This window comes from Arthrobacter cupressi (genome assembly GCF_900099975.1).
Classification (GTDB): Bacteria; Actinomycetota; Actinomycetes; order Actinomycetales; family Micrococcaceae; genus Arthrobacter; species Arthrobacter cupressi.
Window position 1 is genome coordinate 1 of the sequence record NZ_FNEI01000023.1, and the last position, 14780, is coordinate 14780.

The window sequence follows — 14780 nt, forward strand, 5'->3', positions numbered from 1 at the left end:
CCGACACGGTGGCCGAGCGCATCGCCCGGAACAGCGCCCGCCCGCTGCTCGCCGGTGACGCGATGGCCCGCTGGGAGACCCTGTTCGCGGCGCGGAAGCCGGTCTACACCCGTCTGGCGGACATCACGATCGACGTTCGCAGCGGCACCGTCCCGGAGATCGCCCTCCGGGTGGAAGAAGCGCTTGAACGCTTCATGGCCTTGAAAGAGGAAGTTCAACAATGAGCACTGAATCAACAATCATCAAGGTCACTGGACAGGCCGCCACCGACAATTACGACGTCGTGATCGGGCGCGGACTCCTGTCTTCCCTTCCGGAAAAGCTGGGGGAGCGGGTCAAGCGGGTCCTGGTGATCCATCCCCGGGCCCTGCGCCTGACCGGTGACGCCGTGCGCGCCGAGCTCGATGCCGCGGGCTTCACCGCCGTCACGGCCGAAATCCCGGACGCGGAGGAAGGCAAGCACATCCAGGTGGCAGCGTTCTGCTGGCAGGTGCTGGGCCAGAACGACTTCACCCGTTCCGACGCGGTGGTCTCCGTGGGTGGCGGCGCCGTCACCGACCTCGCCGGTTTCGTCGCCGCCACCTGGCTGCGCGGCGTGAAGGTCATCCACATGCCCACCAGCCTGCTTGGCATGGTGGACGCCTCCGTGGGCGGCAAGACCGGCATCAACACGGCCGAAGGCAAGAACCTGGTGGGTTCGTTCCACCCGCCCGCCGCCGTCCTGGCCGACCTCGACACCTTGCGCACCCTGCCGAAGAATGAATTCATCTCGGGCATGGCGGAGGTCATCAAGTGCGGGTTCATCGCCGACCCCGCCATCCTGGACCTCATCGAGAACAAGGGTTCGGAAGCCGTGGACCCCGAGTCCGACGTCGTCCGGGAACTCATCGAACGCGCCGTCGCGGTCAAGGCGAAGGTCGTCTCCGAGGACCTGAAGGAATCGGGGCTGCGGGAGATCCTCAACTACGGGCACACCCTGGGCCATGCGATCGAGCTCGTCGAACGCTACTCCTGGCGCCACGGTGCGGCCGTGTCGGTGGGCATGATGTTCGCCGCGGAGCTCTCGCGCAGCGTCGGACGCCTCTCCGACGCCGACGCCGACCGGCACCGCAGCATCCTTGAGGGCTTCGGGCTGCCGGTCACCTACCGCAAGGACCGCTGGCAGGGCCTGCTGGACGGGATGCGCCGGGACAAGAAGTCCCGCGGCGACCTGCTGCGCTTCGTGGTCCTGGACGGCATCGCCAAGCCGGGCATCCTTGACGTCCCGGACACCTCCCTGCTTTTTGCCGCCTACCAGGAAATCGCATCATGACACTGATCACACCGGAAGGCATGACGGATTGGCCGACGGCAGGGTTCCCCGGCGTCCGCGTCAACCCCGACACCCTGCTCCCGCACGTTGTCAATGAAGACGCCATGGAAGCCGCGCTTGCCGCATCGACCGACCCGGCAGACCGCATTATGGCCCTGCTGCTGGAAGGCCATTTCGGCGACGCCGCAGAGGAACTGGCCGAGGCGCGCTGCAACGACCCGGAATCCTTCAAGCTCCGGATCTACGAGGCGGAGCTGCACCGCGCCACCAACCGTTTCGACCGCGCCGTGGAGCTTTTCCGGCAGCTCCTGGCCGAATCGCAAGGCACCAGCCGCGAACCCCTGATCCACCAGTTCCTGGGCCGGGCCCACTTCGTGGCCGGCAACGTGGCCGCCGCCGTGGAATCCTTCGCCAAGGCGCTGGACCTGCGGGTCGAGCAGGCCGCCGACGCGTCCCTCATCTACTCTTCGGCCGTTGCCCTGCAGCGGGCCCGCAACGTGCTCGAAATGGCTCCCTGAGCCCAGCTCAGACCTCGCGGACCGAAGCGGCTGGACATTGCCGCTAGAATGGTTTCTGGACTTTTAACGAAGTACGGGATTTTTGACAAGTAAGCGCTGGCGGCCTGTATGGCATGCCTGGCGGGCATAGCGGTCTGGCGCAACAAACCAAGAGGATACGAGTGGCTACCACAAACGACATCAAGAACGGAACCGTCCTGAAGCTTGAGGGCAACCTCTGGAACGTCATCGAGTTCCAGCACGTCAAGCCGGGCAAGGGCGGTGCCTTCGTCCGCACCAAGATGCGCAACATTCTCTCCGGCAAGGTGGTCGATAAGACCTTCAACGCCGGCGCCAAGATCGAGACCGCCACGGTTGACCGCCGCGACTACACGTACCTGTACCAGGACGGCGCCGACTACGTGTTCATGGACGTCCAGGACTACGACCAGCTGACCGTTTCCGGCGAGGTCGTCGGCGACGCCAAGAACTTCATGCTGGAAAACCAGCAGGTCCTGATTGCCATGCACGAAGGTGCTCCGCTGTACCTCGAACTGCCGCCGAGCGTTGTCCTCGAAATCACCTACACCGAGCCGGGCCTGCAGGGCGACCGCTCCTCTGCCGGCACCAAGCCGGCCACCGTGGAGACCGGCTACGAGATCCAGGTTCCGCTGTTCCTCGAGCAGGGCACCAAGGTCAAGGTCGACACCCGCGACGGCAGCTACCTGGGCCGGGTCAACGACTAGTGAGCGCCCGTGGCAAGGCCCGCACCAGGGCCCTCGAAGTGCTCTTCGAGGCGGAACAGCGTTCCGCCCCGGCGCTTGAGGTCCTCAGGGCCCGGCGCGAAAAGACCGACCTGATCGTCAACCCCTACACGATGGACATCGTGGAGGGCGTGCTGGCCAAGCAGGCCACCATCGATGAGTTCCTGCAGACATACGCCCAGGGCTGGACCCTGGAGCGCATGCCGTCAGTGGACCGCATCATCCTGCGGATTGGTGCCTGGGAACTGCTCTACAACGAGGACGTCCCCGACGGCGTCGCCGTCAGCGAAGCGGTGGCCCTGGCCAAGACCATGTCCACCGACGAGTCCCCGGCGTTCATCAACGGGCTCCTCGGCCGGCTGCAGAAGCTCAAGCCTTCCCTGCTGGCCTAGCGTCAGCAGCGCACAAGGAGGCGGGCATCCCCGAAGGGATGCCTGCCTCCTGTCGTTTCGGGGCCCGGTCCGAGGTTCAGCCCGGCGCCGCCTTCTTCAGCCCGGCACCGCGGCCTCTTCAGCCCAGCACCGCGGCCCGCAAGGCCGGGACCTCGCCCAGTTGGCGGAGTTCGTCGGCCTGGTGATGGTGCACATCCCGCCCGCTCAGGATGCGCTGCCTGGTGCACGCCAGGGAGGTGGCGGCCCTGACGAAACGCCGCATCTGGGCCTTCCGGCCCCGTCCCTGGGCCCAGCGAACGGCCTGCCGCCGGCCGCGCGCGGTGGCGAGCATGTCCACCTCCACCGGGGAAAACCAGCCGGCACGGGCGTATTCCAGGAGCCGTTGTCTGGTCAACTTGCTCTCGGCCACCCGCAGCAGGATGATCCCGACGGCGGCGGCCAGGAAGATGGGGACCTGAACCAGGACGTACTGGACCAGGAAGTCCGCGCCCATGCTGTTCCAGCGGTTGTGCAGGAACATTGCCGGGAGCAAGCCCACAACAAAGGCGAATACCGAGTAGCCGGTGTGCCATTTCCGTGCCGCGAAGCCCATGATCAGGCCCGTGGTTCCCGTGAAGATGGCGTGGGCGAACGGGGACATGATGCCGCGCAGTATGAAGATCCGTACGAGGTCCGTCGCAGGGTCCGTGGATTCAGCGATCTCCCGGCCGAAGTAGAGGATGTTCTCCGTGAACGCGAAACCGCCGGCGATGGTGAAAGCGAACACCACGCCGTCCACGGGACCGTCGAAGTACTTCCTCGCCAGCAGCAGCAGGAGAAGAAGGCCCAGCGATTTCGTGAACTCCTCCACGATCGGCGCTTCCACGGTGGCCATGAAGAAGAGGAACTCCTCCTCGCTGCCCCGCGGCGCCGCAAGGGTGAAAAGCGGCTGGATCAGCAAGGTGCCCGCGATCGAGACCGCGGCGCCCCAGGTGAACGCGAAGGCCAGGAGCCGCTTCGGTTCCGGTTCCCAGCGGTCGATGAGATAGACCGTCAGCAGCACCGCCGACAGCGGCAGGAGGGACGCGATGAAGCCGATCCCGAAACCCACGACGCCGGTGTTCCCCAGCAGGAACGGCACCGTCAGCAGGAGGCTCGCAAAGGCCAGGATTCCCCCGGTGATGAGCAGGGGCAGCGTCCCCGCCCCCCGCCGTTGCCGGGCGGGCAGGGCCGGAAGCCAGAGCTGGCCCGGTGGTCCCGCCGTGCCAGGGGCGGGCAGGTAGTTGCGCGGGTCGACGCGGCCGAACCACGTGGGATTGGCTCCCGCCTCCATGAGCATGCGTGGATCCGGTTGCGGGCCGCCGTCATGCCCGGGGTGGTTCATCGTCATGGCCACGAGCCTATTTGCACGGACGGGCCAGCCAAAGCGGGGCCGCCGGCCGCTGCAGCGGCTGTGAGCGAAAACTCACGCGGCCCCGCTTCACACCAGCGGGCGGAAGGCGCCGCTGTGATATTTTTGGAAGGCAAATGTTCCTTTTTTAATTCCGTCCTGTGAGGCGGGGAAAGGGGAGACGAGCGATGACTGACGTCGCAGCACCGGTGCCGTCCAGGGTTGTACTGAACCAGGGCGATATCGACCGTGCACTCACTCGTATCGCCCACGAGATCCTCGAGGCCAACAAGGGATCCCGGGACTTGGTCCTGCTGGGCATCCCGCGCCGCGGTTACCCGCTGGCGGTCCGCCTCGCCAACAAGATCGCCGCCGCGGATCCCTCCGTCGACGCCGCCGCGATCGTCGGGCAGCTGGATGTCACGATGTTCCGTGACGACCTCTCCCACCAGCCGGCCCGCCCCCCGTACCCCACGAAGCTGCCGAAGTCCGGCATCGACAACAAGGTTGTCGTGCTGATCGACGACGTCCTGTACTCCGGACGCACCATCCGCGCCGCCTTGGACGCCATCGTGGACCTTGGCCGCCCGCGCATCGTGCGCCTCGCTGTCCTGGTGGACCGCGGCCACCGCGAACTTCCCATCCGCGCCGACCACGTGGGCAAGAACCTGCCCACAGCCTCCTCCGAGAAGGTACGCGTGCACCTTGAGGAACTGGACACCGTCGACGGCGCCCCGGTCAACGAAGTAGTCATCGAGGCGGGTGCATGAAACACCTCCTTTCCACCCAGGACCTCAGCGCAGCGGACGCGATCCGCATCCTGGACACCGCCGAGGAAATGGCCGCCGTCGGCGAACGCGAAGTCAAGAAGCTCCCGGCCCTGCGCGGCCGCACCGTGGTGAACCTCTTCTTCGAAGACTCCACCCGTACCCGCATCTCCTTCGAGGCCGCCGCCAAGCGGCTGTCCGCGGACGTCATCAACTTCGCCGCCAAGGGCTCCTCGGTGTCCAAGGGCGAATCACTCAAGGACACCGCCCAGACCCTCGCCGCCATCGGTGCCGACGCCGTCGTCATCCGCCACTGGGCCTCCGGTGCACCGCACCGCCTCGCCGCCACGGACTGGATCGACGCCGCCGTCATCAACGCGGGCGACGGCACGCACGAACACCCCACCCAGGCGTTGCTGGATGCGTTCACCATGCGCCGCCACTGGGCCCGGCTGCACGGCACCGAATCCCAGGGCACGGACCTGAGCGGCATGCGCGTGGCCATCGCCGGCGACGTGCTGCACTCCCGGGTTGCCCGCTCCAACGTCTGGCTGCTGCGCACCCTCGGCGCGGACGTCACCCTCGTGGCGCCACCCACGCTGCTGCCCATCGGCGTCGAAGAATGGCCCTGCAAGGTCAGCTACAACCTCGATGACACCCTCGAAGCCGGGGTGGACGCGATGATGATGCTTCGGGTCCAGGGCGAAAGGATGAACGCCTCGTTCTTCCCCTCCACCCGCGAATACTCCCGGCGCTGGGGCTTTGATGACACCCGCTTGCGTGCCCTGGACGAGCTCGGACTCAAGGACACCATCATCATGCACCCGGGCCCGATGAACCGCGGCTTGGAAATTTCCTCCGCGGCCGCCGATTCGCCGCGCTCCACGGTTCTGGACCAGGTGCGCAACGGCGTCTCGGTCCGAATGGCCGCCCTGTACCTGCTGCTCTCCGGGGACACCCGCGAAACAGTTCCCGCAACCACCCCGTCCAGCAAGGAGAGCCACTGATGGCAGAGAACACTTACCTGATCCGTGGCGCTGCCATCCTCGGCGGGGATGCCGAAGACCTGCTGATCAGCGACGGCGTCATCGCCGCGCGGGGCGGCGGCGCGGCCAGCCATGAAGCCGCCGGGGACGCCATCGTCATCGAGGCCGCCGGCCTGGTCGCCCTGCCCGGCATGGTGGACATCCACACCCACCTCCGCGAGCCCGGCCGGGAAGACGCCGAAACGGTCGAGACCGGCACCCGCGCCGCCGCACTTGGCGGCTACACCGCAGTCCACGCCATGGCCAACAGCAACCCGGTCGCGGACACCGCCGGCGTCGTCGAACAGGTCCACAGCCTGGGCCGCGCCTCCGGCTGGGTGGACGTCCGCCCGGTGGGTGCCGTCACCGTGGGCCTGGCCGGTGAGCAGCTCGCCGAGCTCGGCGCCATGGCCGACTCCCGCGCCCGGGTGCGGGTCTTCTCCGACGACGGGATCTGCGTCCACGACCCCGTGCTGATGCGCCGCGCCCTCGAGTACGTGAAGGCGTTCGACGGCGTAGTGGCCCAGCACGCGCAGGAACCGCGCCTCACCGCCGGGGCACAGATGAACGAGGGCGCCGTCTCCGCGGTGCTCGGGCTGGGCGGCTGGCCGGCCGTCGCGGAAGAGAGCATCATCGCCCGGGACGTGCTGCTCGCCCAGCACGTCGGCTCCCGCTTGCACGTCTGCCACGTCTCCACCGCCGGCTCCGTGGAAATCATCCGCTGGGCCAAGTCCCGCGGCATCGACGTCACCGCCGAGGTCACCCCGCACCACCTGCTCCTCACCGACGAACTGGTCCGCAGCTACGACCCCGTCTACAAGGTCAACCCGCCGCTGCGCACCGAAGCGGACGTCCTGGCCCTGCGCGAGGCCCTCGCGGACGGCACCATCGACGTCATCGGCACCGATCACGCCCCGCACCCCAGCGAGCACAAAGAATGCGAATGGGCGCAGGCGGCCATGGGCATGACCGGGCTGGAAACGGCGCTGTCCGTGGTGCAGGAAACCATGATCGAAACCGGCCTGATGGGCTGGGCCGACTTCGCCCGCGTCACCTCCACCGTCCCGGCACGCATCGGCCGCCTGGAAGACCAGGGCCGCCCGCTCGAAGCCGGCGAACCGGCCAACATCATCCTGGTGGACCCGGCGGCCCGCTGGACCGTTGACCCCTACAAGATGGCCACCATGGGCCGGAACTCCCCGTTCAAGGGCCGGGAACTGCCCGGCGCCGTGATCGCGACCTTCTTCAAGGGCCACCCCACGGTGCTCGACGGCAAGCTGAACGTGCCCTACCGCCACCCGGAGACCGCCGGCGCGGTCAGCGGGAACTGATGAACGAGCTCGCCTCCCTGCTGCTCGTCCTGGCGCTGTGCGCCGTGGCGTTCACGCTCATTGGTCTCGGCTGGCGCTCCCGGCTCCGGCGGCAGGCCGACGTCGAACAGCCCCCGGCCGTTCCGGCGGAACTGGGCGCGGCCGCCGTCGCCGTCGAAGGCCAGTACGTGGCCACCACGACGGCGGGGGACTGGCTGGACCGGATCGCGGTCCACGGCCTGGGCTTCCGCGGGAACGCCGAAGCAAGCGTGCACCCCGAAGGCGTGCTGTTCGACCGGGACGGCTTCCCGCCGCTGTTCGTGCCGCGCGCGGCGCTCCAGGCCCAGCGCCAGGACAGCGGGATGGCCGGCAAGTTCGTCGAAAAGAACGGACTCGTGGTCATCAGCTGGACCCTGGGAAGCCGCACACTGGATACGGGATTCCGTACCCGGCACGCCGCCGACAAGCAGCCCTTCATCAACGCCCTCCAAGAATTGATCTCCGCAAACCCCCAGGCGCAAGCCGATAGTGGAAAGTAAGACAGTGACGGACAACAACGCAGCGACACATCCGAACGACGTTGACGCCAGCACCGCGGCAAGCGCCGCTCCCGCAGTGCTGGTCCTCGAAGACGGCCGCACGTTCCGCGGCCGCAGCTACGGTGCCACGGGCACTGCCCTGGGTGAGGCCGTTTTCGCGACCGGCATGACCGGCTACCAGGAAACCATCACCGACCCCTCCTACGCCCGCCAGCTTGTGGTGCAGACCGCACCGCACATCGGCAACACCGGCGTGAACAGCGAGGACGCCGAATCCCGCAAGATCTGGGTTGCCGGCTACGTGGTCCGCGACGCCGCGCGCCGCCCCTCCAACTGGCGCTCCGAGCGCAGCCTCGACGCCGAACTCGTGGAGCAGGGCATCGTCGGCATCCAGGGCGTGGACACCCGCGCCATCACCCGCCACCTGCGCGAGAACAAGACCATGCGCGCCGGCATCTTCTCCGGCGAGGCCGCCAAGGCCGCCGACAGCGAACTGCTCGCCGCCGTCAAGGCCAGCGCCCCGATGGAAGGCGCCCGCCTGGCCGAGGAAGTCAGCATCGACGAAGCCTACGTGGTGGAACCGAAGGACCACGGCTGGGAGGGCGACGCCCGCTTCAGCATCGCGGCCATCGACCTCGGCATCAAGGCCATGACCCCGGTTCGCTTCGCCGAACGCGGCGTCCGCGTCCACGTGCTCCCGGCCACCGCCACGCTCGAGGACGTCAAGGCCGTCAACCCGGACGGTTTCTTCATGTCCAACGGCCCCGGCGATCCCGCCACGGCCGATGCCCAGGTGAAGCTGCTGCGCTCCGTGCTGGACGAGAAGCTGCCGTATTTCGGCATCTGCTTCGGCAACCAGATCCTCGGCCGCGCCCTCGGCTTTGGCACCTACAAGCTCAAGTACGGCCACCGCGGCATCAACCAACCCGTCATGGACCGCCGCACCGGCAAGGTGGAAATCACCTCGCAGAACCACGGCTTCGCCGTCGACGCCCCCATGGACGGGGCCAGCACGGCGCCGGAAGAGCGCTACGGACGCGTCGAGGTCAGCCACGTGAGCCTCAACGACAACGTGGTGGAGGGCCTGTCCTGCCTGGACATCCCGGCCTTCTCGGTCCAGTACCACCCCGAGGCCGCCGCGGGCCCGCACGACGCCGCCTACCTCTTCGACCGCTTCATCGAACTGATGGACGGCACCAAGAACTCCGCCCAGACCACATCAGCCCAGACCAGCGAGGACACCAAGTAATGCCCAAGCGTACAGATCTCAAGAGCGTCCTTGTCATCGGTTCCGGTCCCATCGTCATCGGCCAGGCGGCCGAGTTCGACTACTCCGGAACCCAGGCCCTCCGCGTGCTCAAGGAGGAAGGCCTGCGGGTCATCCTCGTGAACTCCAACCCGGCCACCATCATGACCGACCCCGAGTTCGCCGACGCCACCTACGTCGAGCCGATCACCCCCGAGGTGGTCGAAAAGATCATCGCCAAGGAGCGCCCCGACGCCGTGCTTCCCACCCTGGGCGGCCAGACGGCGCTGAACACCGCCATCGCCCTGGACAAGAACGGCGTGCTGGCCAAGTACAACGTGGAACTGATCGGCGCGAACATCGCCGCGATCGAACTCGGCGAAGACCGTGAGAAGTTCAAGGGCGTCGTGGAGCGCTGCGGCGCCGAATCCGCCCGCAGCCACATCATCCACACCATGGACGAGGCCTTCGCCGCCGCCGAGGACCTGGGCTACCCGATGGTGGTCCGGCCGTCCTTCACCATGGGCGGCCTCGGCTCCGGCCTGGCCTACAACGAGGACGACCTGCGCCGCATCGTCGGCCAGGGCCTGCAGTACAGCCCCACCACCGAGGTGCTGCTCGAAGAGAGCATCCTCGGCTGGAAGGAATACGAGCTCGAGATGATGCGCGACAAGAACGACAACGTCGTTGTTGTCTGCTCCATCGAGAACTTCGACCCCGTGGGCGTGCACACCGGTGACTCCATCACCGTGGCCCCGGCGCTGACCCTCACCGACCGCGAGTACCAGAAGCTGCGCGACGTCGCGATCGCCGTCATCCGCGAAGTCGGCGTGGACACCGGCGGCTGCAACATCCAGTTCGCCATCCACCCGGACACGGGCCGCGTCGTCGTCATCGAAATGAACCCGCGCGTCTCCCGCTCCTCTGCCCTGGCGTCCAAGGCCACGGGCTTCGCGATCGCCAAGATCGCCACCAAGCTGTCCCTGGGCTACACCCTGGACGAGATCCCGAACGACATCACGCAGAAGACCCCGGCATCCTTCGAACCGACGCTGGACTACGTGGTGGTGAAGGTTCCGCGCTTCGCGTTTGAGAAGTTCCCGGCCGCGGACAACACCCTCACCACCACCATGAAGTCGGTGGGCGAGGCCATGGCCATGGGCCGCAACTTCACCGAAGCCCTGCAGAAGGCCCTGCGCTCCCTGGAGCAGAAGGGCTCGCAGCTGGACTTCAGCCACGTGCCCGAGTACGAGGTCGCCGAGCTCGTAGAGAAGGCCAAGCGTCCGACGACGGAACGCCTCTACCAGGTCCAGCGCGCCCTGCTGGGCGGCGCCACCGTGGAGGAACTGTACGCAGCCACGAAGATCGACCCGTGGTTCCTGGACCAGCTGCAGCTGCTCAACGAGACCGCCACGGATATACGCAAGGCCGGCGCGCTGACCGAGGACATGCTGCGCAACGCCAAGCGCCATGGCTTCTCGGACGAGCAGATCGGTGCCCTGACCCACAACAGCGAAGCCGTGGTCCGCGGCGTCCGCCAGGCCCTCGGCGTCCGTCCGGTCTACAAGACCGTTGACACCTGCGCCGCCGAATTCGCCGCCTACACGCCGTACCACTACTCGGCCTACGACGAGGAGGACGAGGTCGGCCTGCACGCCAAGCCGTCCGTGATCATCCTCGGCTCCGGCCCGAACCGCATCGGTCAGGGCATCGAGTTCGACTACTCCTGCGTCCACGCCTCCATGGCGCTGCGCAAGGCCGGCTACGAGACCGTCATGGTCAACTGCAACCCGGAAACGGTGTCCACGGACTACGACGTGTCCACCCGCCTCTACTTCGAACCGCTGACCCTTGAAGATGTCCTCGAAGTTATCGCGGCCGAAGAACGCACCGGCGGCGTGATGGGCGTGTTCGTCCAGCTCGGCGGCCAGACCCCGCTGAAGCTGGCCCAGCAGCTGGCCGACGCCGGCGTCCCGATCCTGGGCACCTCGCCCGAGGCCATCGACCTGGCCGAGCACCGCGGCGAATTCTCCCGGGTGCTGGACAGCGCCGGCCTGATCGCTCCGAAGAACGGCACCGCCGTCTCCTTCGAGGACGCCAAGAAGATCGCCGACGAAATCGGCTACCCGGTACTGGTCCGGCCCTCCTACGTGCTGGGCGGCCGCGGCATGGAGATCGTCTACGACGAAGCCAACCTCTCCCGCTACATCGCCAACGCCACGGAAATCACCCCGGACCACCCGGTGCTGATCGACCGCTTCCTCGAGGACGCCGTCGAAATCGACGTCGACGCGCTCTTCGACGGCACGGACATGTACCTCGGCGGCATCATGGAACACATCGAGGAAGCCGGCGTGCACTCCGGTGACTCCGCCTGTGTGCTGCCCCCGATCACCCTGGGCAAGAACGTGATCGACAGGGTCCGCACCGCCACCCGGGCCATCGCCGAAGGCGTGGGCGTGCGTGGCCTGATCAACATCCAGTTCGCCCTCGCCTCGGACGTGCTCTACGTGCTGGAAGCCAACCCGCGTGCCTCCCGCACCGTGCCGTTCGTGTCCAAGGCCACCGGCGTGCAGATGGCCAAGGCCGCAGCCCTGATCGGCACCGGCGTCACGATCAACCAACTCCGCAGCGCCTACAAGATGCTGCCGGAAACCGGTGATGGCTCCACCCTGCCGTTCGACGCGCCGATCGCCGTCAAGGAAGCCGTGCTGCCGTTCAGCCGCTTCCGCACCCCGGAGGGCAAGGTCGTGGACTCACTGCTCGGGCCGGAAATGCGCTCCACCGGCGAGGTCATGGGCATCGACAAGCATTTCGACACCGCGTTCGCCAAGAGCCAGGCCGGTGGCGGCAACGCCCTGCCTACCGAAGGCAAGGTCTTCGTCTCGGTGGCGAACCGGGACAAGCGCTCGGTGATCATGGGCGTCAAGCGCCTGTCCGACCTCGGCTTCGAGATCGTCTCCACCGGCGGCACCGCGGACGTGCTGCGCCGCAATGGCATCCAGGCCACCCCGGTCCGTAAGGTCGCCGAAGGCTCCAGCGCCGAAGGGGAGGGCACCATTGCCGATCTCATCGTCGCCGGCGAGATCGACATGGTCTTCAACACGCCTTCCGGCGGCGAGGCCCGTTCCGACGGCTACGAGCTGCGCGCCGCGGCGACTTCGATCGGCATCCCCTGCATCACCACGGTGGCCGAGTTCAACGCCGCCGTGCAGGCGATCGAGGCTCAGCGCACCTACGAATGGTCCGTGACCAGCCTGCAGGAGCACGCCGCGAACCTGACCGCGGCGAAGGAATCGGTCAATGCCTGAGGCTGCTGACCAGCGGACCGGCCGGGAGCCCTTCGGCTCCCGGCTGGCCGCCGCCATGGCCAACCGCGGCCCGCTCTGTGTCGGCATCGACCCGCACCCGGGACTGCTGGCGGACTGGGGACTGAACGACGACGTCGCCGGCCTGGAGCGCTTCTCGCTCACCGTCGTGGAGGCCGTGGCTTCCCTCGCTGCCGCGGTCAAGCCGCAGGTGGCCCTGTACGAACGCCACGGCTCCGCCGGCATGGCCGTGCTGGAGCGCACGCTGGCCGCCGCGTCCGACGCCGGGGTGCTGAGCATCGCCGACGCCAAGCGCGGGGACATCGGCTCCACCATGGCCGCATACGCGGACGCGTGGCTGCGTGACGGCTCGGCCCTCGCCGCCGATTCGGTGACGCTGAGCCCGTACTTGGGCTTCGAGTCGCTGCGCCCGGCCCTCGAGCTGGCCGCAGAGTACGGACGCGGCGTGTTCGTCCTGGCGCTCACCTCGAACCCCGAGGGCAAGTCGGTGCAGCACGTGGGCGGCAGCGAATCGGTGGCCAAGCGCATCGTGGAGGCGGCCGCCGTCGAGAACGGACGCTATGCCGGCGCGCTGGGCTCGGTTGGCCTGGTGGTCGGTGCGACCATCGGCAGCGCCCTTGAAGACCTGGGCCTGGACCTGAACGCGGTCAACGGGCCGCTGCTGGCACCCGGTCTCGGCGCCCAGGGCGCCACCGCGGCGGACCTGCGCAGCACGTTCGGCGCGGCCTACCCGGCCGTCCTCGCCACGTCCAGCCGCGGCATCCTGGCCGCGGGGCCCGACCTCGCCGGCCTGCGTGCCGCCACCGCGGAAACCCGGGACGGGCTGCTCGCCAGCTGAGCGGGCACCGCAGCTTCAACGTTCGTGGCGGAAGCCGGTACCAGCCCCCGGGCGGTGCCGGCTTCCGCGTTGCGTTCCCTGTGCGGATGCCGGTAGCTTCGGGGTAGTCCACTCTGCTTCGGGCAAGGTGCTGCACAGAATGGGGAGATTCAGTGGCGTTGAAGGCTTTGTCTGCACAGGAACGTAGCGATGCCCTTGCGAAGGCGGCCAAAGCCAGGGCCCTCCGGGCCCAGGCGAAGGAACGCCTCCGGAAAGGGGAGCTCGGGATCGCGGGGCTGATCAGCCGGGCGGCCGAGGACGAGGCGCTGGCGCGGATGCGCGTGCTTGAGCTTCTGGAAGCCGTTCCGGGCATCGGACCGGTGCGGGCCGCCGCGATCATGAAGGAGCTCGGCATCGCCGCTTCGCGCAGGCTCCGGGGCCTTGGCGTCCACCAAACCCGGGCGCTGATAGATTTTATGGAAGACAAACACGGCGTCTAGCGCCTCACCCCGAAGGATCACGTGAGCAAGAAACCGGGACTGACCGTCCTCGCAGGCCCTACTGCCGTCGGCAAGGGAACCGTATCCACCTACATCCGCGACAACTATCCTGAAGTCTGGCTGTCGGTATCCGCTACCACCAGGGCACCGCGCCCGGGGGAGACGGAAGGGGTCCACTACTTCTTCAAGAGCGCCGACGAGTTCGATTCCCTGATCGCGGACGGCCAGCTCCTGGAATGGGCGGTCGTGCACGGGCGCAACCGCTACGGAACGCTGCGCAGCACCGTTGAGGCAGCCATCGCCGAAGGCAAATCCGTCCTGCTCGAGATCGACCTGCAGGGCGCACGCCAGGTCAAGGAAGCGGTGCCGGACGCGAACTTCGTCTTCCTCGCGCCGCCGTCGTGGGAGGAAATGGTCCGCCGGCTCGTCGGCCGCGGCACCGAAACCCCTGAAGAACAGCAGCGCCGCCTGGAAACCGCTAAACTGGAACTTGCCGCTGAACCGGAGTTCAACCACACCGTCATCAACGATGACGTCCAACGGGCAGCGGACGAGCTTGTTTCACTCATGGGGCTTACCCCGCACCAGCGCTAAGCGCCGGGAACTGTCAGCCCGCTAGAATTTGGAGAATTCGTGTCCACGAACCTTGAAGGCATCATCAACCCGCCGATCGACTCGCTGCTTAAGGCCGCCGATTCCAAGTACGGCCTGGTGATCTTCGGCGCCAAGCGTGCACGCCAGATCAACGCGTACTACGCCCAGCTGCACGAGGGCCTCTTCGAATACGTCGGCCCGCTCGTTGACACCAAGCTGAACGAGAAGTCCCTCTCCATCGCCCTGCGCGAGATCAACGAGGGCCTGCTCGTATCCACGCCGATCGAATCGGCCGAGTAGGCAGCCAGCCTGTAGACGG

At 67.5% G+C, this 14780-nt stretch carries 16 protein-coding genes; 15 read left to right on the top strand and 1 reads right to left on the bottom strand.

Annotation, left to right across the window (positions count from 1 at the left end):
* The 5 genes from BLP88_RS17920 to nusB form a co-directional block, all read left to right on the top strand.
* Nucleotides 1–224 (top strand): shikimate kinase (locus BLP88_RS17920; RefSeq protein WP_281186892.1); only part of this gene is annotated, 224 nt, incomplete at its 5' end.
* The gene (gene aroB / locus BLP88_RS17925) at nucleotides 221–1312 is read left to right on the top strand and encodes a 3-dehydroquinate synthase (RefSeq protein WP_074591473.1); all 1092 of its coding nucleotides are present in this window, start codon (nucleotides 221–223) and stop codon (nucleotides 1310–1312) included. The genes BLP88_RS17920 and aroB, both read left to right, overlap by 4 nt.
* The gene (locus BLP88_RS17930; protein ID WP_074591475.1) at nucleotides 1309–1830 is read left to right on the top strand and encodes a tetratricopeptide repeat protein; all 522 of its coding nucleotides are present in this window, start codon (nucleotides 1309–1311) and stop codon (nucleotides 1828–1830) included. The genes aroB and BLP88_RS17930 overlap by 4 nt, the downstream gene beginning before the upstream one ends.
* A gap of 161 nt (nucleotides 1831–1991) precedes the next feature.
* Nucleotides 1992–2555 (top strand): elongation factor P, encoded by a 564-nt coding sequence (gene efp / locus BLP88_RS17935; protein WP_074591477.1) that lies wholly within the window; start codon nucleotides 1992–1994, stop codon nucleotides 2553–2555.
* Entirely contained in the window at nucleotides 2555–2965 is a 411-nt protein-coding gene (gene nusB / locus BLP88_RS17940) for a transcription antitermination factor NusB (protein WP_074591478.1), read from the top strand. Before efp ends, nusB begins: the two co-directional genes overlap by 1 nt.
* A gap of 118 nt (nucleotides 2966–3083) precedes the next feature.
* On the opposite strand, the gene BLP88_RS17945 is transcribed toward nusB, so the two are convergent.
* Entirely contained in the window at nucleotides 3084–4334 is a 1251-nt protein-coding gene (locus tag BLP88_RS17945; RefSeq protein ID WP_074591480.1) for a PrsW family intramembrane metalloprotease, read from the bottom strand.
* A gap of 188 nt (nucleotides 4335–4522) precedes the next feature.
* Between BLP88_RS17945 and pyrR the strand changes: the two genes are divergently transcribed.
* The 10 genes from pyrR to rpoZ all read left to right on the top strand — a co-directional run bounded on the left by pyrR (nucleotide 4523) and on the right by rpoZ (nucleotide 14761).
* A complete protein-coding gene (gene pyrR / locus BLP88_RS17950) occupies nucleotides 4523–5104 on the top strand; it encodes a bifunctional pyr operon transcriptional regulator/uracil phosphoribosyltransferase PyrR (RefSeq protein WP_074591482.1) in 582 nt (193 codons plus the stop codon).
* Nucleotides 5101–6108 carry an aspartate carbamoyltransferase catalytic subunit gene (locus tag BLP88_RS17955; RefSeq protein WP_074591483.1) on the top strand — a complete coding sequence of 336 codons (1008 nt, stop codon included), beginning with the start codon at nucleotides 5101–5103 and terminating at the stop codon, nucleotides 6106–6108. The genes pyrR and BLP88_RS17955 overlap by 4 nt, the downstream gene beginning before the upstream one ends.
* On the top strand, nucleotides 6108–7457 hold the full coding sequence (locus BLP88_RS17960) for a dihydroorotase (protein ID WP_074591484.1): 1350 nt from the start codon (nucleotides 6108–6110) through the stop codon (nucleotides 7455–7457). The genes BLP88_RS17955 and BLP88_RS17960 overlap by 1 nt, the downstream gene beginning before the upstream one ends.
* Nucleotides 7457–7975 carry a PH-like domain-containing protein gene (locus BLP88_RS17965; RefSeq protein ID WP_074591486.1) on the top strand — a complete coding sequence of 173 codons (519 nt, stop codon included), beginning with the start codon at nucleotides 7457–7459 and terminating at the stop codon, nucleotides 7973–7975. The genes BLP88_RS17960 and BLP88_RS17965 overlap by 1 nt, the downstream gene beginning before the upstream one ends.
* Before the next feature lie 4 nt (nucleotides 7976–7979).
* On the top strand, nucleotides 7980–9224 hold the full coding sequence (gene carA, locus BLP88_RS17970; protein WP_074591487.1) for a glutamine-hydrolyzing carbamoyl-phosphate synthase small subunit: 1245 nt from the start codon (nucleotides 7980–7982) through the stop codon (nucleotides 9222–9224).
* Nucleotides 9224–12532: a carbamoyl-phosphate synthase large subunit gene (gene carB / locus BLP88_RS17975; RefSeq protein ID WP_074591489.1), complete on the top strand. Its 3309-nt coding sequence runs from the start codon at nucleotides 9224–9226 to the stop codon at nucleotides 12530–12532. The genes carA and carB overlap by 1 nt, the downstream gene beginning before the upstream one ends.
* Nucleotides 12525–13388 carry an orotidine-5'-phosphate decarboxylase gene (gene pyrF, locus BLP88_RS17980; protein WP_074591491.1) on the top strand — a complete coding sequence of 288 codons (864 nt, stop codon included), beginning with the start codon at nucleotides 12525–12527 and terminating at the stop codon, nucleotides 13386–13388. The genes carB and pyrF overlap by 8 nt, the downstream gene beginning before the upstream one ends.
* 152 nt (nucleotides 13389–13540) lie before the next feature.
* Nucleotides 13541–13867, top strand: coding sequence for an integration host factor, actinobacterial type (gene mihF, locus BLP88_RS17985; protein ID WP_074591493.1), 327 nt, complete (start codon nucleotides 13541–13543; stop codon nucleotides 13865–13867).
* A 21-nt stretch (nucleotides 13868–13888) separates the two neighbouring features.
* The gene (gene gmk / locus BLP88_RS17990; protein WP_074591494.1) at nucleotides 13889–14461 is read left to right on the top strand and encodes a guanylate kinase; all 573 of its coding nucleotides are present in this window, start codon (nucleotides 13889–13891) and stop codon (nucleotides 14459–14461) included.
* Between the two features lie 39 nt (nucleotides 14462–14500).
* Nucleotides 14501–14761: a DNA-directed RNA polymerase subunit omega gene (gene rpoZ, locus BLP88_RS17995; RefSeq protein WP_074591496.1), complete on the top strand. Its 261-nt coding sequence runs from the start codon at nucleotides 14501–14503 to the stop codon at nucleotides 14759–14761.
* The last annotated feature ends 19 nt before the right edge of the window (nucleotides 14762–14780 follow it).